Annotated in this window: 18 protein-coding genes; 8 read left to right on the top strand and 10 right to left on the bottom strand. The window is 70.4% G+C overall.

Translation table 11 applies throughout. From position 1 onward, the window contains the following. Positions 1-5: 5 nt before the first annotated feature. Together MQC88_RS11580 and MQC88_RS11575 are read left to right on the top strand one after the other, a co-directional pair. Positions 6-1,889, top strand: a complete 1,884-nt coding sequence (locus MQC88_RS11580; RefSeq protein ID WP_243322216.1) for a glycosyl hydrolase family 18 protein — start codon at positions 6-8, stop codon at positions 1,887-1,889. Between the two features lie 179 nt (positions 1,890-2,068). Then, complete coding sequence (locus MQC88_RS11575; protein WP_243322214.1) at positions 2,069-2,338, top strand: hypothetical protein; 270 nt, start codon at positions 2,069-2,071, stop codon at positions 2,336-2,338. 51 nt (positions 2,339-2,389) lie between these two features. Here the strand turns inward: MQC88_RS11575 and MQC88_RS11570 are convergent, their stop codons facing one another. Further along, entirely contained in the window at positions 2,390-3,469 is a 1,080-nt protein-coding gene (locus MQC88_RS11570; RefSeq protein ID WP_243322212.1) for an OmpA family protein, read from the bottom strand. Between the two features lie 126 nt (positions 3,470-3,595). On the opposite strand from MQC88_RS11570, the gene MQC88_RS11565 reads away from it, so the two are divergent. Continuing rightward, on the top strand, positions 3,596-4,291 hold the full coding sequence (locus MQC88_RS11565; protein ID WP_243322211.1) for a hypothetical protein: 696 nt from the start codon (positions 3,596-3,598) through the stop codon (positions 4,289-4,291). A 97-nt stretch (positions 4,292-4,388) separates the two neighbouring features. Beyond that, positions 4,389-4,949, top strand: a complete 561-nt coding sequence (locus MQC88_RS11560) for a hypothetical protein (RefSeq protein WP_243322209.1) — start codon at positions 4,389-4,391, stop codon at positions 4,947-4,949. Positions 4,950-4,990: 41 nt separating this feature from the next. On the opposite strand, the gene MQC88_RS11555 is transcribed toward MQC88_RS11560, so the two are convergent. From MQC88_RS11555 to msrB, 3 genes are all read right to left on the bottom strand, one after another. Beyond that, a complete protein-coding gene (locus MQC88_RS11555; protein WP_243322207.1) occupies positions 4,991-5,692 on the bottom strand; it encodes an EF-hand domain-containing protein in 702 nt (233 codons plus the stop codon). Between the two features lie 105 nt (positions 5,693-5,797). After that, positions 5,798-6,316 (bottom strand): peptide-methionine (S)-S-oxide reductase MsrA, encoded by a 519-nt coding sequence (gene msrA, locus MQC88_RS11550; protein WP_243322205.1) that lies wholly within the window; start codon positions 6,314-6,316, stop codon positions 5,798-5,800. Then, positions 6,313-6,762, bottom strand: a complete 450-nt coding sequence (gene msrB / locus MQC88_RS11545) for a peptide-methionine (R)-S-oxide reductase MsrB (RefSeq protein ID WP_243322203.1) — start codon at positions 6,760-6,762, stop codon at positions 6,313-6,315. Before msrB ends, msrA begins: the two co-directional genes overlap by 4 nt. 300 nt (positions 6,763-7,062) lie before the next feature. Between msrB and MQC88_RS11540 the strand changes: the two genes are divergently transcribed. After that, the gene (locus tag MQC88_RS11540; protein WP_243322201.1) at positions 7,063-8,280 is read left to right on the top strand and encodes a hypothetical protein; all 1,218 of its coding nucleotides are present in this window, start codon (positions 7,063-7,065) and stop codon (positions 8,278-8,280) included. Positions 8,281-8,432: 152 nt separating this feature from the next. Here the strand turns inward: MQC88_RS11540 and MQC88_RS11535 are convergent, their stop codons facing one another. Continuing rightward, positions 8,433-9,905, bottom strand: coding sequence for an IgA Peptidase M64 (locus MQC88_RS11535; protein WP_243322199.1), 1,473 nt, complete (start codon positions 9,903-9,905; stop codon positions 8,433-8,435). 222 nt (positions 9,906-10,127) lie between these two features. Between MQC88_RS11535 and MQC88_RS11530 the strand changes: the two genes are divergently transcribed. The 3 genes from MQC88_RS11530 to MQC88_RS11520 are packed head-to-tail and all read left to right on the top strand — an operon-like array spanning position 10,128 to position 12,531. Further along, positions 10,128-11,393, top strand: a complete 1,266-nt coding sequence (locus tag MQC88_RS11530) for a sensor histidine kinase (RefSeq protein ID WP_243322197.1) — start codon at positions 10,128-10,130, stop codon at positions 11,391-11,393. Continuing rightward, positions 11,386-12,165 (top strand): LytR/AlgR family response regulator transcription factor, encoded by a 780-nt coding sequence (locus tag MQC88_RS11525; RefSeq protein WP_243322195.1) that lies wholly within the window; start codon positions 11,386-11,388, stop codon positions 12,163-12,165. Before MQC88_RS11530 ends, MQC88_RS11525 begins: the two co-directional genes overlap by 8 nt. A gap of 15 nt (positions 12,166-12,180) precedes the next feature. Next, the gene (locus MQC88_RS11520; protein ID WP_243322194.1) at positions 12,181-12,531 is read left to right on the top strand and encodes a hypothetical protein; all 351 of its coding nucleotides are present in this window, start codon (positions 12,181-12,183) and stop codon (positions 12,529-12,531) included. A 106-nt stretch (positions 12,532-12,637) separates the two neighbouring features. Here MQC88_RS11520 and MQC88_RS11515 read toward each other — a convergent pair whose 3' ends face one another. From MQC88_RS11515 to MQC88_RS11495, 5 genes are all read right to left on the bottom strand, one after another. After that, positions 12,638-13,342, bottom strand: coding sequence for an NnrU family protein (locus MQC88_RS11515; RefSeq protein WP_243322191.1), 705 nt, complete (start codon positions 13,340-13,342; stop codon positions 12,638-12,640). 23 nt (positions 13,343-13,365) lie between these two features. Next, positions 13,366-13,812 carry a hypothetical protein gene (locus tag MQC88_RS11510; protein WP_243322190.1) on the bottom strand — a complete coding sequence of 149 codons (447 nt, stop codon included), beginning with the start codon at positions 13,810-13,812 and terminating at the stop codon, positions 13,366-13,368. Beyond that, complete coding sequence (locus tag MQC88_RS11505) at positions 13,809-14,453, bottom strand: DUF5671 domain-containing protein (protein WP_243322188.1); 645 nt, start codon at positions 14,451-14,453, stop codon at positions 13,809-13,811. Before MQC88_RS11505 ends, MQC88_RS11510 begins: the two co-directional genes overlap by 4 nt. Positions 14,454-14,635: 182 nt before the next feature. Further along, entirely contained in the window at positions 14,636-15,118 is a 483-nt protein-coding gene (locus tag MQC88_RS11500) for an Hsp20/alpha crystallin family protein (protein ID WP_243322185.1), read from the bottom strand. A 126-nt stretch (positions 15,119-15,244) separates the two neighbouring features. Continuing rightward, the gene (locus tag MQC88_RS11495) at positions 15,245-16,555 is read right to left on the bottom strand and encodes a DUF763 domain-containing protein (protein ID WP_243322183.1); all 1,311 of its coding nucleotides are present in this window, start codon (positions 16,553-16,555) and stop codon (positions 15,245-15,247) included. Between the last annotated feature and the right edge of the window lie 66 nt (positions 16,556-16,621).

The raw sequence follows: 16,621 nt of genomic DNA, 5'->3' as shown, positions 1-16,621 counted from the left end.
GCCACATGTCACGCACACAATTCCGGTCCGCGACCGCCACCGCGGCCCTCGGCCTGCTCGCCGTCCTGGTGGTACAGGCAACGCCGCGAACGCCCAACCGCGCGCCCACTGCCAGCATCGCCGCCCCGACAGCCGGTGCCACGTTCACCGCCGGTACCGGCATCGCCATTACCGCGACCGCAAGCAATGCCGATGGCAGCATCGCGCGGGTGGATTTCTACGTCGACGGCATCCGCATCGGCCGCGACACCAGCGCGCCGTATGGCATCACCTGGAGCAACGCAGGCGTCGGGACGCATGCGTTGAAGGCCGTGGCGACCGACAACCGCAGGGCCACCGGCAGCTCGGCGACGGTGTCGGTTGGCGTGGTTGCGACCAGCGACGCCATCGCCCCGGGCGTGCCCACCGGGCTGGCCACCAGCGCCCGCTCCGATGCCAGCATCTCGCTGCGCTGGAACGCATCCAGCGACAACGTCGGCGGCAGTGGCATCGCCGGCTACGACGTCTACCGCAACGGCAGCATCGCCGGCAGCACCACGTCCGCCAGCTATACCGACACCGGCCTGGCCGCCGCCACCGGTTACAGCTACACCGTGCGCGCGCGCGACAAGGCCGGCAACGCCTCGGCCCAGGGCGCGGCGCTGGTGGCGGCCACCACCGCAAGCAGCGCGACCACGAAGCGCGTGCTCGGCTATTTCACCCAGTGGGGCATCTACAACGCGCAACCGTATTCGGTGCGCACGCTCGACGCGCAGGGCACGGCCGGACGCCTGACCCACCTGGCCTACGCCTTCGGCAACGTGCGCAACAACAAATGCGAAGTCGGCGTGCTGAAGGCGGTCGACCCCGACACCGGCGAGGGCGGCGACGCCTATGCCGACTACTCGCGCAGCTTCAGCGCCGCCGAAAGCGTCGATGGCGTCGGCGATACCTGGGGCGCGCCGCTGCGCGGCAACTGGAACCAGCTGAAGAAGCTGAAGAAGAAGCACCCGAACCTCAAGGTGCTGATCTCGCTCGGGGGCTGGACCCTGTCGCGCGGCTTCGCCAGCGCCGCGCGGCCGGAAAACCGCGCCGCTTTCGTCGCCTCCTGCATCGACGCCTACATCACCGGCAACCTGCCGCTGTTCGATTCGGCCGGCGGCGCAGGCGCGGCGGCCGGCGTGTTCGACGGCTTCGACATCGACTGGGAATATCCCGCCGCCTGCGGCCTGGCTTGCGGCAGCAGCGCCGACACCGACAACTTCACCGGCCTGCTGGCCGAGTTCCGGCGCCAGCTCGATGCCGTGCGCCCGGGCCTGCAGCTCACGGTTGCGGTCGGTGCCGGGATCGACAAGATCCGGGTCACCCGCCCGGACCTGTACCACCCGTATGTCGACGCCATCAACGTCATGACCTACGACTTCCATGGCGCCTGGGATGCGAAGACCAACTTCCATTCGGCGCTGTTCAATTCGCCCAACGACCCGGCCAGCGGCGACGCGCGCTACTACAACAGCAACGACGCGATCCAGGCCTTCCTCGACCGCGGCGTGCCGGCGGCCAAGCTCAACCTGGGCATGGCCAGCTACGGCCGCGGCTGGAGCAGCGTCGCCAGCAGCAACAACGGCCTGTACCAGGCCGGCGTCGCCGCCAGCGGCAGCGACGAGCCCGGGGTCGAGACCTATCGCGTGCTGAAGGCGCTGTCATGGCCAAAGTACACGGATGCCTACAGCAAGGCGCGCTGGATCTACGACGGCAAGACCTTCTGGAGCTTCGACGACCCGGCGACGATCACCGACAAGATGGCCTATGTGCAGGTGCAGGGCCTGGGCGGGGCGTTCCTCTGGGACTTCAGCGGCGACGACGCGCAGGGCTCGCTGCTGGCCGCGATCAGCGCCGGGCTGCAATAACCGGCGCACGCACCACGGCGATCGCGGCGCGTGCCGAACGCGGCACCACAACCGGCATGATCGTTGCTTGCGCCTTGCGCGCGACGCCCTCGCCAGGGGCGTCGACATCGCGCTAACGCCAGCCGTGCCTGGATGGCCGCGCGCAGCCGTCGCGCCGGCGAACCCGCGGAGGCATCCCGATGAATCTCGTCTACACCCACAGCCATGCCAGCGCGCACGACTTCGCCCAGCACAACGACCTCGCGCCCGGCGACTGGAAATGGATCAGCGACAAGGACGTGATCGCGCAATTCCCGCGCGCCGACGTCTACCTGGGGCCCGGCTGGCAGCACCATCCGCACCGCGGCGAGATCGACGAGGCGCTGGAACACGCGCGCCACGAGCACCGGCTCGGCACCATCTTCGACCTGGGCTCCACCCTCGGCACGCTGGGCGTCTCCAGCGACTGAGCGCGCGCTACGCAACCGGTCGCGCGCGGCACCGCCGCGGCCGGCGGCGCGTCAGCGCTTCACCAGCTCCACCCGCCGGTTCTGCGCGCGGCCGGCCTCGCTGGCGTTGTCGGCCAGCGGCTGGTCCTGGCCATGGCCGCTGGACTGCAGCCGCGACGGCTCCACGCCCAATCCGACCAGCGCCCCGAGCACGCTGCGCGCACGCGCGGTCGACAGCACCTGGTTGTGGGCGGGGCTGCCGGTGTTGTCGGTATGGCCCTCGATCGACAACTGCAGCGCCGGGTCGGCGGCCAGCAGCTTGCCGATCTCGTCGATGACCGGCTGCGCGTCGGGCCGCAGCGTGGCCTTGTCGGTATCGAAGTTGACGTGCAGCGCGACACGGCCATCCCTGTCGAGCGCCTGCTGCATCGCCGCGGCATCGAGGAAGGCGACGGACTGCTGCATCGGCTTGCGCTCCAGTACCACCACGTAGCCGTGCAGCGGGATCGCGCCGGTGCTGACGTCGATCCAGTATTCGCGGTCGGCGCTGCGCAGCAGGTAACTGTCGTGGCGGTAGTCCGGTACCGCGACCGCGCCGTAATGGTGCTTCTCGATCACGTCGCGGCCCCCCACGGCCTCGGCCACCGCGCGCGTGTACTGCACGGTGTTGATCTTGCGGCCGCCGAGCGCGGCGATCGCGTTCTCGTAGTTGCGGTGGAATTCGAGTTCGGTATAGGGGCGCTGCTCGCGCGTGAGCGCGAAGCGGTCGCGGAAGATGCGGCCCTCGACCAGCACCGGCTTGTCACCGGCAAGGAAGTACTGGCCGTCGTAGGGGATGTCGCGCTCCTTGTCGCCGTACGTGCTTTCCAGCCCTTCGGGCACCGCGAAGAACGGGAACGGAGGCAGGTTCGCCTCGGTGACCGGCACGCTGGCCGGATCGAAGCCGGTGGCGGCGGCCGGGGCGGCGGCGGCCGGGGTGTCGGCGGACGCAGGTGCGTCCAGCGCTGCCGACACCGGCGCCGGTGCCGGCGCGGCGATGGTCGCGGCGAATTCCACCAGCGCCGCCGCATCGGACGGCTCGCCCTGGACGCGATTGCAGCCCGCACACGACACGACGACGGACAGGAACGACAACAGCAGGCGACCACGCATCGCGATTCTCCCGGGTGGCAGGCGGCGAATTGGGCCCGCCCGTCAGAATGCATACGTCAAAACCCGCGGCCCGGGGACAGCGCGCGGCGGCTATGCTGCCGCGTCCGTTCCGGTCCGGCCATGTCCATGCGTGTTTCCGCCACCCTGCGCCCGTGGCTGCTGTTGCCCGCGACGCTGGCAGCGCTGTGGGCGAGCTCGGTATTCACGCCCTGGGCGGTGGATCCCGAGCCGCGGTTGTGGCTGTACGACCTGCTGTTCTACCTGCGCTTTGCCCTGCTGTTCTGGGGCGCTGCCGAAGCACTGCGCCTGGCCTTGCGGCGCGGTCCGGCACGGGATGCCATTCCGGTCGTGGCCGCCGCCTGCGTCGCCGTCGTCGCGCTGGGCCACGCACACACCGGCACCGGCATGCGCTGGAAGGTCGCAGCCAGCCAGGCCGCGTTGGCAGCGGCGGCGCACGCCGGTGACAGCGACCAGCGTCGTCGCCTCGGCCATTTCATCGTCGACGACGTGCGCGTGCCCTGCGCAGGCACGCAGCAGGCGTGGTTGTGGCTGGGACGCCCACACGGCGGCGGCACCGGCACCAACATCGCACTGGTGTGGGGCGCCGGCCGACGCCCGGCCACTCCCTTGCCCGATGCCTTCGCATTCTGGCCCGCGGGCCATGGCTGGTGGGTCGCCTACCAGCACGCCGGCCGTTTCCACGCTGGCAGCGCGCGAGGGTCCGCCGGCGCGAGACATGCCTGCTCCCCCGGCGCGTTGCTGGCGCGCCACAGACAGGGCGTCGCGCTCGTCGTCGCCGGTCGCCGCGCACTGCCCGAATGACACAGCGAGTCAGCGCCGGTTCGATGAAGTCGAATTTGCGTTAACCCTTGCGCCCACGCCGCAACCTGACTGGCCGCCAAGACGGCCCGAGGCGCGAATGCATCGCGAGAATGTGTTGCGCGGTGGAGTACGCAAGCATTGCATTCACGCTTCCTGCAAGTGCCGGAACCTAGCCTGCGCGCATCGGATGCCGTGCATCCGCGCCGGAATCGACATGCGTACCTTGCTGCTCCTGTCCACGATGCTGCTGGCGGTCGCCACGTTCGATGGCAATGCGCAATCGCGTGGCGCGGCGACGGTCGAGGCAGCGCATGGTTCAGCCGCGCCGGCCCCGGCCGAACAGAAGAGCGCATTCGGGCGGGTGATGGGCGTGCTGATCGCCAAGCTGGTGCAGGACACCCAGGCAGCGCAGCAGCGGACAAGCACAAGCGACAGGGGCGCAACCACGCTGCCGATCGACGTCGAAGTGGGCGCGGCGTTCCAGCCCGCTGCCAGCGCCACCGCCGCTACCGGAATCCCGGCCGATGCGGCCGGTGCCGCGCAAGGGGTGAAGGCGCAAGGGGTGAAGGGGCAAGGGGTCGATGTGCAAGAGGTCGAGGCGCCAGCGCGTGTCCCGGAACTCGCACTCCAGGGCGCGCCCGCAGTGGCCGGGCAGTGACCCGGCCAAGGGCCTCGTAACCCTGCGGCGGGCCGCGCCTGTTACTTCGGCGGCGGCATCGCCTTCAAGCGCGCATCGAACTCGGCCTTGCTGATATAGCCGTCGTGGTCGGCATCCACCCTGGCGAACATGGCGCGTGCCCCCGCGGCATGTTCGGATGCGGAAACCTTGCCGTCGTTGTCGGTATCCATCATCGCCTGCTTCCGCATGCCCGCCCCGGCCATGCCGCCCTGGCCGTGCATTCCGTGGCCGGCCATGGCGTGATCGCCCATGCCCCGGTCGCCATGCGCCATGCCCTCCGGCATGGCGTGATCGCCCATCCGCTGCCCGCGCATGCCATGCCCGCCTTCGAGTTCGGCGCCGGCCAGGCGGCCATCGTGATTGGCGTCCATCCTGTCGAACATCGCCTTCGCCATCGCGGCGTGCTCGTCGGCGGTGATCACGCCATCGTGGTTGCCATCCATCTTCGCCATCCAGTCGCCGCCCTGCATGCCGCCGGCGTGCATGCCACCGGCCTGACGCCCCATCCGCGACCGCATTTCGTCGGCGTCGAGCATGCCGTCGTGGTTGGCGTCGTTGCGGGCGAACTTCGCGGCCGCGCCGGCATCATGTTCCTGCGCGGAGATGCGGCCGTCGTGGTTGCTGTCCATCCGCGTGAACATGTCGTCGTCGCCCGCCCATGCGCCGGTGGCGACGATGGCGGCCAGCACCGCGGTGGCGAGCAGGGAATGGGAGATACGCATCTCAGTACTCCAAACGGAAGGATGATGTTGGAATGCTGCGCCGGGCAGGGTTAGTGACGCGTTAACCGGCGTCGGCAACCGCCGATCCGCCGCAATGCCCGACCCTCAGCCCGCGCGCCGCGGCAACACCCAGTCCGGGCGCACGTAATGGCAGGTGTAGCCGGTGGGATAGCGCTGCAGGTAGTCCTGGTGCTCGGGTTCGGCTTCCCAGAAGTCGCCGGCGGCTTCGACCTGGGTGACCGCCTTGCCTGGCCACAGGCCGGAGGCATCGACATCGGCAATGGTGTCCAGCGCGATGCGCCGCTGTTCCGGCGTGGTGTAGAAGATCGCCGAGCGATAGGACGCGCCGCGGTCGTTGCCCTGGCGGTCGCGCGTCGACGGGTCGTGGATCTGGAAGAAGAACTCGAGCAGCTGGCGATAACCGATCTTCGCCGGGTCGAACACGATCTCTACCGCCTCGGCATGGCTGCCATGGTTGCGATAGGTGGCATTGGCGACATCGCCGCCGCTGTAGCCCACGCGCGTAGAGACCACGCCGTCCATCTTGCGCAACAGCTCCTGCACGCCCCAGAAGCAGCCGCCGGCCAGGATCGCGCGCTCCAGTCCTTCGGGCACGTCGCTCATCGCGCGCCCCCCACCTGGTCCAGGTAGTCGCCGTAGCCCTCGGCCTGCATCCGCTCGCGCGGGATGAAGCGCAGCGACGCGGAGTTGATGCAGTAGCGCAGGCCGCCGCGGTCGCGCGGCCCATCCTCGAACACGTGCCCGAGGTGGCTGTCGCCATGGGTCGAGCGCACCTCGGTGCGGATCATCCCGTGGCTGGTGTCGCGCACTTCGTTGACGTGGGCCGGGGTGATCGGCTTGGTGAAACTGGGCCAACCGCAGCCGGATTCGAACTTGTCCGCCGACGCGAACAGCGGCTCGCCGGACACGACGTCCACGTAGATGCCGACAGCCGTGTTGTGCAGCAGCTCGCCGCTGCCGGGGCGCTCGGTGGCGCCTTCCTGGGTAACCCTGTACTGCTCCGGCGTCAGCCTGGCGATGGCGTCGGGGCTCTTGTCGTACTTGTCCATGTCCTGCTCCCGGGATGCTTCCGGCTTTCTTGATGGGGTCCCGCCGGCGGCGAAACAATGGGAGCGCACGGCCGCGCGCCGATCCGGCGGCGACCGCGAAGCGCCGCGCGATGTCCTGCCCGCGGCCTGCGTCGCGTTGAGCCTCCTGAAGCCGTGCCCGGGGAGGCACGGCCGCCCGGCAACGGCAACCCGACGCCGCCGCGCCTGCGTGGTGGCCGGTGCCGCGCGGCATCGAACCGGCCTGGCACCGCCTGCCCGGCCCGGCCGCCGATGGGCACGGACGGATTCCAGGAGAGGCAGATGCGCAACATCGCAGGGACCCCGGAAGGCTTTCGCCTCGCCATTGCATCGTCGTTGGTGGCCCTCGGGCTGCTGGCTGCCTTTCCGGTACAGGCGCAGGGGAAGAACGAAACACTTGTGAGCAGCGAGCGCGAACTGGTGGACAGCGAGTTCAGCCAGTCGCGCGGGATGATCACGTGGTGCGACTACTCGGGCGCCCTCTGGATCGCGGGCATCGATCGCGATACCGGCCTGTTCATCCCGGCCGACGGCAAGGGATTGCTGATCGACCCCAGTGCGATGACGACCGGGGACCTCCAGGTCGTAGGCAACGGCCCGGAATGGATCGGCACCGCCACCGGGGACCAGATCGTCTATACGAAGTTCCTGGCGGACAAGCCGCACACGATCGACAACGCCAGGCTGGCCGTTGCGGTGCAATCGGGCGAGAGCGACTGGTCCTACGGCTACCTGCCGCCCCACACCCGCCGGAATGGCCCCTATGCGAGCCACGACCCCGGGGATCCCGCGCCACGCATCAGCTACGTCGATGCGCGCGGCAACCACTACTGGCGCGATCTCTTCGACGCGTCCAGCGAGACTGCCGTGCCGCAGTTCCCGAAGTCGCGGTTGTCGATGCGCTTCGTGGAAGGGGCGAGGGCCGCGGTCTTCGCCGCGCCGGTCGAGGGCACGCCACAGGTCTTCATGCAATGGCTCGACAGCGACACGCCCAAGCAGCTGACCTTCGACGACGGCAGCAAGGACCTGCACACGGTGCCCTGGGGTTGGCGAGCGCCTGAGTTCGATGGGGATTTCGTCATCGCCACCGTCGCCGACGACACCGAATTGCGCATCTATCGCCGGCGTGCCGGCTCCCGTGGCGAGGACGCCACCTGGGAGTTGGTCCGCAGCGCGCGGACGCCGCGCAACGGTGTCATCAATTCGCCAGAACCCTTCGTGCACGAGGGCAAGTCGTACGTCGTCTTCTCGGCAACCTCGCCGCCGGGCATCTACCCGACCGTGGTCTACCTCGCCAGCATCGACCCCGCCGCACCGTCGCTGGTGCAACTGACGCCGGACCTGCCGCGGCGGATCCGCCGGGATCCGGAAGTATTCGTGGCCAGCGACGGGCCGTACGTCTATTACAACCGGCTGACGATGGAAGGCGGCGGTTATTGCCTGGCCTGCAACGAAGGCGTGTACCGCAGCCATACCGGCCTGCCGCCTGCGCAGCAATGACAGCGACGCCGACGCGGCGTTGCGCGCACGGCGCAACGGCTACCATGGCCGTGTTGCTGGTCGCGACATGCCATTGAAGGTCCGGGTGCCGCCGCAGCGCATACCGGTGCGCGCTGCGGCCAACCTCCGCGCGGATCGCCTTCGCCCTGGAGTCAGCGCCCCCGCGCCGTCGCCGCGCCCGGCCGCGGCGCGGTGGTGTACAGGTCGATGATGTCGGCGATCGCGCGCTGGCAGACCGAGCAGAACGCGTCGGCGCGGGTGAACATCATGCATTGCATCTGCGGGCGGTAATAGCCGGTGGCGGCGTAGTTGGCGCCCTCGAAGGCGCCGACCGCGTCGCGGTACCTGGCGTCGGCGAACAGGGCATCGACGTGATCCTGTTCCTCCCGGAACAGCGCGCTCATTTCCGCTTCCGGGCGCCGGTCGGCACGCAGCTTCACCCGCCGCGCCTGCACGTCGCGCTCGTAGGCTTCGTATTCGGCCTTGGGCCACGGGGTCGGCAAGGGCACCGCCTGCGCGGGCGCGACCGGGCTGACCTGGTCCTTCCACTTCAGCTTGCCCGGATCCAGCAGCGCGGTCACGTTCGGCTCCCACGGCTCCACCGTGGGGCGCTCGCCGGCCGCGTACGCCACCGGCGAGGTGTAGTACTCGTCGGCCAACCCGGCGAAGTGGTGGCCGAACTCGTGCACGAACACGTAGTCGGCCCAGTCGTTGTCGGCGGCCACGGTGCTGAACTGGCCGAAGATGCCACCGCCGCCGTAGGTCTGGTTGTTGACCATGATCTCGACGAACTCGTACGGCGCGTACTGCGCCAGTTCGCGGAAGGCACGGTTGTCCAGCGTCAGGATGTAGCGCTCGCTGCCGAAGATGTCGTAGCGCGCGCCGGTGGCGCTGGCGTGGTGGATGCCGGTGGAAGGGCGGCTGATGCCCGCCTCGGGCACCGGCAACGCCAACGCCCAGACGTTGAAGTCGGCGGCGCGTTCCTTGAACGGCGACACGCTGAACAGCCGGTCGGCCAGCCGCCGCGCATCGGCCCGGAACTTGTCCATCTGCGCGGCGGTGTAGCCATCGCCGAGCAGCAGCAGGTCGACCTTGGTGGCGGGGTCGCCGTGGTGGCGGATCGCGATCGGTTGCGCCGGCGCCGGCAGCGCCACCCGCTCCACGTCCAGCGCCTGCGGGTCGATGCGCACCGACCAGGCCGGCGCGAAGCGGTTGTCGGCGTCGCGGCCGTACACCTTCACCAGCACCGGCCCCGCCGGCATCGGGAAGCGCATGGATTCCTGGAAGCTGCGCTGCGTGGTCCGTGCATCGTCGGTGGTGCGCCATTCGCCGAACACCGTGGCGTAGCCGCGCGAATACAGCACCTGCCCGCTGCCGGCATCGACCACTTCGAACTTCTGGCTGCCGCGGTTGGTGGTGTCGAGCGGCCGCGCCGGATTGCCCGGCCACGGCAGCGGCTCGACGACCACCCGCTCGAGCGCGTAATGCTCGGCGCTGGCGTCGCCGCCGTGCTGGATGTCAACGCGCAGGGTCGCCGGCGTGGCCTGCCGCGAGGCCGGTGGCGACATTGCCCGGGCGTTGGCCAAGGGCAGCAGGATCGCCAGCAGGAGGATGGCAGCGCGCATTGGATTCCCCGGGGCAGCCCGGCATCGGGCTGGGCGATTATGGACCCGTGGGCTGGCAGGCCGGGCCCCCGTTGCGATCGCCGCCGCCCGCCCCCACCCGCGAAGCATCCCGTTTCCGGGGTTTCATCGGCGCCCGCGGGGTTTCGTCGCAATCGCCTCCGGCAGCGCGATCGCCGCCGCTATGCTTCGGCGCACCCACTTCCCGCCCGTCCCGAGCCCGCCGTGATCAAGAGCACCCTGTTCCTCATCCGCATCTTCGCCGCCTGGTGCGCGCTGTTGTTCCTGGCGGTGGCGCTGTGGTCCTCGTTGCCGGGGATCGGCCAGTTCGAGGCACCGATCGTCCTGGCGTGCATGATCACCGCTGCCCTCGTGGTGACCGGCGCGATCTCGCACCTGCGGCGGGTGCGCCTGATCGCCGGGCGGGTCGATGGCGAAACCCTGGGCAACCGCCAGCGGCGGCAGATCGAGATCCCGTTCGAAGCCGGCGAGGCCTTCGACCTGCTCGATGCCGCGATCCGTGAACTGCCCCATGTCGAGCAGGTGCGCAGCGCGCGCGACAGCCTGCAGGTCTCGGCCAAGGTCGCGCGGCCGAATCCGTACGGCAATTACGCGCTGGGCCGCTGGAACCCGCTGCAATGGTTCGGCACGCCGCGCAACCAGCTGTCGGCGACGGTCACTCCCAACCACGACAGCGGCAGCGTCACGCTGATCTGCGAACCGGAAAGCCCGGCCTGGACCGACCTGTTCCGCGTCGACGACGGCACCAACCTGGAGAACGCCGAGGCGATCTCGCGCGCGATCACCCGTCGCGTCGCCGAGCGCCGCCGCAACGAGAAGGCGGCGGCCGTGCAGACCGCGGTCGAGAAGGAACTCACGGTAGCCAGGCTCAGCCTGCTGCACGCCCAGGTCGAACCGCACTTCCTCTACAACACCCTGGCCAGCGCGCAGCTGCTCACGCGCAGCGACGCGCAGCGCGCCGACGAGATGCTCGGGCACCTGATCCAGTACCTGCGCCATTCGCTGCCGCGCACCCAGGACGAGATGTCGACGCTGGGAGCGGAGCTCGAGCGCGCGCTGGCCTACCTGGAGATCCTCAAGATCCGCATGGGCCCGCGCCTGGAAGTGCAGGTGGACGTGCCCGAAACGCTGCGCGCCACGCCGCTGCCGCCGATGATGCTGCAGACCCTGGTCGAGAACGCGATCAAGCACGGGCTGGAACCGCGCACCGGCGGCGGCACGGTCTGGATCCGCGCCCGCGCCGGGGACGATGGCGTCGCGATCACCGTGGCCGATGATGGCGACGGCTTCAACGCCGCCACCAGCGGCACCGGCATCGGCCTGAAGAACGTGCGCGAACGCCTGCAGCTGCGCTACGGCGAGCGCGCGGCGCTGGCGGTGGTCGCCAACTTCCCCGCAGGCGTCGCGGCAACGCTGACCGTGCCGGCCGCGGCCGACGCCGACACCGCCGGGGCGCGCAGCCATGGCTGAGCGCGCCTGGACCGCGATCGTGGCCGAGGACGAGGCGCTGCTGCGCGCGGCGCTGCTCGAGCAGTTGCAGGTCGCATGGCCACGGCTGCAGGTGCTGGCCGAGTGCGAGGACGGCGCCAGCGCGCTGGAAACGCTGGCCGAGAAGCAGCCCGACATCGCCTTCCTCGACATCCGCATGCCCGGCCTCAACGGCCTGGAAGTCGCGGCGGCGCTCGCCGAAGCCAGCCCGCGCACGCAGGTGGTGTTCGTCACCGCCTACGACCAGTACGCGATCGACGCGTTCGAACACGGCGCGATCGACTACCTGCTCAAGCCGGTGGACGCGGAACGGCTGGCCGCCACCGTGCAGCGCCTGCAGGCGCGCGGCGACAATGGCGACGGCGCGGCGCTGGCCGCGCTGGTCGCAAGACTCGGCAGCGCACTGCCGCCGCGCGCAGGCGCCGCGCCGCCACTGACCTGGCTCACCGCCAGCGCCGGCCGCGAAACCCGGCTGATCCTGGCCGACGACGTGCTCTATTTCCGCGCCGCGGACAAGTACACCACCGTGGTCACCGCCGAAGGCGAGGCGCTGTTGCGCACGCCGATCCGCGACCTGCTGGCGGCACTGGACAGCAACGTGTTCAAGCAGGTCCACCGCTCCACCATCGTCAACCTCAAGGCCATCGCCGGCGTCACCCGCGACGACAGCGGCCGCGGCACGCTGCGGTTGAAGTCGCGCCCGGAAACGCTGGTCGTCAGCCAGCCGTTCATGGCCCTGTTCCGCAACATGTGACTGGAGGGATCGCGCATGATCGCCAAGTTCACCGCCCTGGTCGTCTTCGTGCTGTCGCTGCTCGGCGTCCACGTCGGCGGCACCGACTGGAGCCACCGCATCACCAGCGACCGCGGCGACGCGCTGTACAGCAAGGCCTGGGCGAAGGATGGCCGCGCGCGCTTCGAATGCATCGAAAGCAGCAGCGGCAAGTGCTGGTACACGCTGTTCCGCGACGAATGCGACAGCGACGCCTGCGTCGACGCGCCAATCGCCCGCTTCGCGCTGGCGCGCGGCGGCGAGCGCGAGTTCACCGGCCTGCGCGACTTCCGCTTCTGCGTGGCGCGCGATGCGCTGCCGCCGCGGCCCGACTGCCGCGAGCCCTGAGCGACGGATCGCGGCCGCAGGCGTCGGCCACGGGCTGCGGCAACGGGTGTGCAGCAGCAATGGTCCTGTCCGCCCGGCACCTGCGGGCGCGGCGCTTGCGTCGGGATCAGTGGAAATAGCGCGCCGGATTGGAAGCCGACAACATCGGATGCCCGGCGATCAGCACCGCCCACAGCACCGCGGCCAGCAACGGCCGCCACCAGCCGAGCTCGCGCAGCGCCAGGCGATTGCGGCCGGAAAGGATCGCGGCGAACGGCAGGATCGACGTCGCCGCGGCGAACGCCGGCCAACGCTCCGGTTCGCGCCTGGCGTACTTGGCGTCCAGGCTCGGCATGCCGGCGAAGGCGGTGATGAGGATCGCGCCCGCCAGCACCGCCATCGACGCCGTGCCGATCGCGGCAAGGTGCAGCAGGCCCCAGGTCGCGAACGCCCAGAGCATGGGATGGCGGGTGATGCGCAGGATGCCGCGCGCCGGCTCCGCCGCCTCCAGCGCATGGCGGCCGGCGACCGAGGTCGGGTTGGGCATGGTCAGCGAGCACACCAGCAACAGCAGCGCCGGCAGCATCAGCAGCATCAGCACCACGACCAGCCAGCGCGGCGCGATCCAGAGTTGCGCCACTGGCCCGGCCATGTTGTAGGCATGCACCAGCCAGCCCAGCAGCGCCAGCGAGGCGACCACGAACAGGCCGCGGAACGCGCCCTGGCCGATGCGCGCGACGATGGCGCCGCGCAACGCGGTGCCGGAGACGCCGATGTGCAGGGCCACCCAGGCGATGCCGGCGAAGACGAGGGACACGAAGGCTGACGACATGGCTGGGTTCCGGGCGGGGTTGGCTATTTCGCGGGCACGACCACGCGGCGCTTGAAGCAGCGCGTGCCCACGCCGTGGTTCCAGTCGCCGGGCGCCCAGGCCACCGGCGCCTCCAGGGCGGTGGCCGTGTCGGTGTCGAAGCGCGCGCAGAGCTGGTACTCGCGTGCGCCGAGCGCGGCATAGCCGTACGGCTGGCCGGTGGCCGGATCGACGATCGCCAGGCGCGAGCCGGGCTCGGCCGCAAGCAGGGGAAGATCCGTCGGCAGGCGATCGTGCGCATCGCGGTAGCCCTGGATCGCCTGCGTCAGGTTGCCCAGGTCGGTCACCCGGCGCTCGTCCAGGCGCGACAACCGCTGCGTCGACGGCGACCCCATCACCACGATCGCCGCGATGATCGTCGCGACCACCACCGCGCTGGCGAGGATCGCGATCCAGCGGCCGACGCCGTTCCCGGCCACCGGCGCGCTCACGATTCGCGCTCCTCGTGGCGCAGGTCGAACAGGTAGTAGGCGAACACCGTGCCCGCGATCGCAGCGACCACCAGCACCTTCAGCACGAAGCGCAAGGTCAGCTCGCCACCGAGCAGGTTGTAGACCGCCGCGATCAGGTCGCCGATGACGATGCCGGCCGCGAGGAACAGCGTCAGGTAGGTGAGCCAGCGCCGCACCGCCGACAGCCGCTTGACCGGATTGCGCGCCAGGTCCCTGCCCAGGTGCCGCGCCACGTACAGGAATACCGGGAACGCGACCAGCAGCGAGGCGACCGACCAGCGCATCGACGCGCCCAGCTGCAGGGACCGGTAGGCCGCGTCGGCGGGGTCCGGCAGCGCATGGTTGATCAGGTCGAACAGCAGGCTGCCCAGGTGGTACGCCGACACGTACAGGGTCGCGAACAGCACCAGGTACAGGAACGCCTCGCGCGCCGACAGATAGGGCCGCGGGCGCGGCACCGGCACCGCGAATGCGACGTCGGCATAGGCATCGAGCGCATCGCGCACCTGCTCGGCGGGCCAGCCGGCCTGCGCCAGGGCCGCTTCGATCGCCTGCCGCGACTGGCCGCGGGCAAGCGCTTCGTGGACGAACTGTTCCAGTTCCCGGGTCGCCACCGCCATGACCACCTCGCCTGCATCGGGGTGCCTGAATCTAGCAGGTCAGGCAGGCCAACGGCCCCCGCGTGCCCGCGCGGTTGCTGGCGGCGAACCTCCGCCGCCGCGTATGCGGCCGCGCCAGCCGCGCCGGCGCGGCCGCGGCGCCGTGCATGCCGGTTCCGGCAGGCACGGCCCGCGAGTCCTGGTCAGGAATTCAGGTTGCCGTTTCCCACCTGGATGCGGCGCGGGGTCGACTCGGGGCGCTTGGGAATCACGATCTCGAGCACGCCGTTGCTGCCGCTGGCGGTGATGCCGTCCGGGTCCGCGCTGTCGGGCAGCGCGAAGCGCCGATGGAAGCTGCCGTGCAGCCGCTCCACGCGCGAGTAGCGCTCGTTCTGCACCGTACGCTCGGCGCGGCGCTCGCCCTTGATGGTGAGCATGCCCTTGTCCATCTGCACTTCGATGTCCCGCGGATCGACGCCGGGGATGTCGGCGTGCAGCACGAAGCGGTCCTGCTCCTCGCGGATGTCGACCAGCGGCATCCACTGGCTGGTCACCACCGACGACTCGTCGTTGTTGGATCCCAGGAACAGGTTGCCTTCCAGCAACCGGTCGAACAGCTGCCGCATCGGATCCTGGCGGCCCGGGACTGCGGCGGATTGCGGGTAACGGGTCATCTTGTCGTTCATGAAAAGGTCCCTCAGGTTGGGCTGGGCACGTTGCGCGACACGCGTCGCGTCCAGCCCAGCAGCTAAGGCAACGTCGCCGGGTTTCAAGCGGCGCCGCGCGGCCGCAGGGTCGCCGTTGGCGAAATTTCAGGATCGTGAAAGCCGGCGCCGCGAGGCCGCGGGCGCGGCCGCCAGCGTGCCGACGGGCAGCTTGGCGGGAGCAGGCTCCAGGCCGAATACGCTGCGGCCGCCGTAAGCGTGCGAGTGCAGCCGCTCGCGTGCGAGCAGGGCGTCGAGGGTCGGGCCGCGGACATCGCGCTCGAGCGCACGCGCCTGCGCGTCGAGCCGGCGCAGTGCCTGCAGCTGTTCCTCGCGCCCAAGCCGCGCGTTGCCGACCGCGCGCTTGAGCACGCCGATGGTGTGGTCGTACACGCGCACCGGCACCGGGAACGGATGCCGGTCCTTGCCGCCATGCGCCAGCGAGAAGCGCGCCGGATCGCTGAAGCGGCACGGGGCCCCGTGCAGTACTTCGGCCACCAGCGCCAGCGCGCGCACCGTGCGCGCGCCGACGCCCGGCACCCGCAACAGCTCCACGAAATCGCGCGGCCCGCATTCGGCGGCCGCCGCCAGGTTCGCGTGCAGGCGGCGCGTGACGATGTCGCCGGGTCGCACCTCGTGGTGCGCCGGCATGGACAGGTGCGGCAACGGCAGCTGCACGGAATCCCCCGCAGCTGGCTGCGCTGGCAGCGTGCCCTGCAACTGCCGCCATTCGCGCGCGATGCCGTCCGGGCCCAGCGTGTGCAAGGCTTCGACCTGGGCGGCGCGCGAACGCGCGGCACGACGATCGGCCAGATTGACGATGCGGCCGCGGCCCGGGCCCTCGATCGCCGCGTGCGGCGCATCGACGAAGTCGGCCAGGCCTTCCGACAGCCAGTGGTACCGTCGTGCCTGTCGCGTATCGGCGTTCATCCCCTGCTGGACCACCGTCCAGCGGCCGTCGTCGGTGACCACGAAGCCGTGCAGGTACAGGTCGAACCCGTCCTGCACCGCGGCGCTGTCGACCTTGGCCACCATGCGGCTGGCCTGCGCCAGCGCGTCGCCATCGAAACCCACCCGCGTCCCGATCGCGACCAGTTCCCCCGGCGTCATCCGCGAATGACGGCCGCGGCCGCCGCAGACATGCACGCCCAGTTCGCCCGCCAGCGGCGCCAGCCCGCGCTTGAGCGCGCCCAGCACGCTGGTGGTTATGCCCGAGGAATGCCAGTCCATGCCCATGACCGCGCCAAAGGACTGGAACCAGAACGGATGCGCGAGCCGTCGCAGCAATTCGTCGCGCCCGTACTCATGCACGATCGCCTCGCACATGACCGCGCCCAGCCGGGTCATGCGCGTGGCCAGCCATTGCGGCACGCGGCCGCCGTGCAACGGCAGGTCGGCGCTGCCCGAGCGCCGGCTCATGGAATGTGCCGCGACATTGGCGGCGTGATCGGGGGAAGGTTCACGTGCATGCCGGCGCAGCATGTC

Source organism: Cognatiluteimonas sedimenti (assembly GCF_022808325.1).
Lineage (GTDB): Bacteria > Pseudomonadota > Gammaproteobacteria > Xanthomonadales > Xanthomonadaceae > Cognatiluteimonas > Cognatiluteimonas sedimenti.
Note: the sequence above shows the minus strand (reverse complement) of the source record. Positions and strands in the feature narration are given on the sequence as shown.

Bases quoted from the DNA above. Each gene is read 5' to 3' on its own strand.
- MQC88_RS11535 (WP_243322199.1), bottom strand. From the start codon at position 9,905: ATGCGCGCTGCCATCCTCCTGCTGGCGATCCTGCTGCCCTTGGCCAAC.
- MQC88_RS11495 (WP_243322183.1), bottom strand. From the start codon at position 16,555: ATGAGCCGGCGCTCGGGCAGCGCCGACCTGCCGTTGCACGGCGGCCGC.
- MQC88_RS11565 (WP_243322211.1), top strand. From the start codon at position 3,596: ATGCGTGTTTCCGCCACCCTGCGCCCGTGGCTGCTGTTGCCCGCGACG.
- MQC88_RS11520 (WP_243322194.1), top strand. From the start codon at position 12,181: ATGATCGCCAAGTTCACCGCCCTGGTCGTCTTCGTGCTGTCGCTGCTC.
- msrA (WP_243322205.1), bottom strand. From the start codon at position 6,316: ATGAGCGACGTGCCCGAAGGACTGGAGCGCGCGATCCTGGCCGGCGGC.
- MQC88_RS11540 (WP_243322201.1), top strand. From the start codon at position 7,063: ATGCGCAACATCGCAGGGACCCCGGAAGGCTTTCGCCTCGCCATTGCA.
- MQC88_RS11525 (WP_243322195.1), top strand. From the start codon at position 11,386: ATGGCTGAGCGCGCCTGGACCGCGATCGTGGCCGAGGACGAGGCGCTG.
- MQC88_RS11575 (WP_243322214.1), top strand. From the start codon at position 2,069: ATGAATCTCGTCTACACCCACAGCCATGCCAGCGCGCACGACTTCGCC.
- MQC88_RS11560 (WP_243322209.1), top strand. From the start codon at position 4,389: ATGCATCGCGAGAATGTGTTGCGCGGTGGAGTACGCAAGCATTGCATT.
- MQC88_RS11570 (WP_243322212.1), bottom strand. From the start codon at position 3,469: ATGCGTGGTCGCCTGCTGTTGTCGTTCCTGTCCGTCGTCGTGTCGTGT.
- MQC88_RS11505 (WP_243322188.1), bottom strand. From the start codon at position 14,453: ATGGCGGTGGCGACCCGGGAACTGGAACAGTTCGTCCACGAAGCGCTT.
- MQC88_RS11515 (WP_243322191.1), bottom strand. From the start codon at position 13,342: ATGTCGTCAGCCTTCGTGTCCCTCGTCTTCGCCGGCATCGCCTGGGTG.
- MQC88_RS11580 (WP_243322216.1), top strand. From the start codon at position 6: ATGTCACGCACACAATTCCGGTCCGCGACCGCCACCGCGGCCCTCGGC.
- MQC88_RS11555 (WP_243322207.1), bottom strand. From the start codon at position 5,692: ATGCGTATCTCCCATTCCCTGCTCGCCACCGCGGTGCTGGCCGCCATC.
- msrB (WP_243322203.1), bottom strand. From the start codon at position 6,762: ATGGACAAGTACGACAAGAGCCCCGACGCCATCGCCAGGCTGACGCCG.
- MQC88_RS11500 (WP_243322185.1), bottom strand. From the start codon at position 15,118: ATGAACGACAAGATGACCCGTTACCCGCAATCCGCCGCAGTCCCGGGC.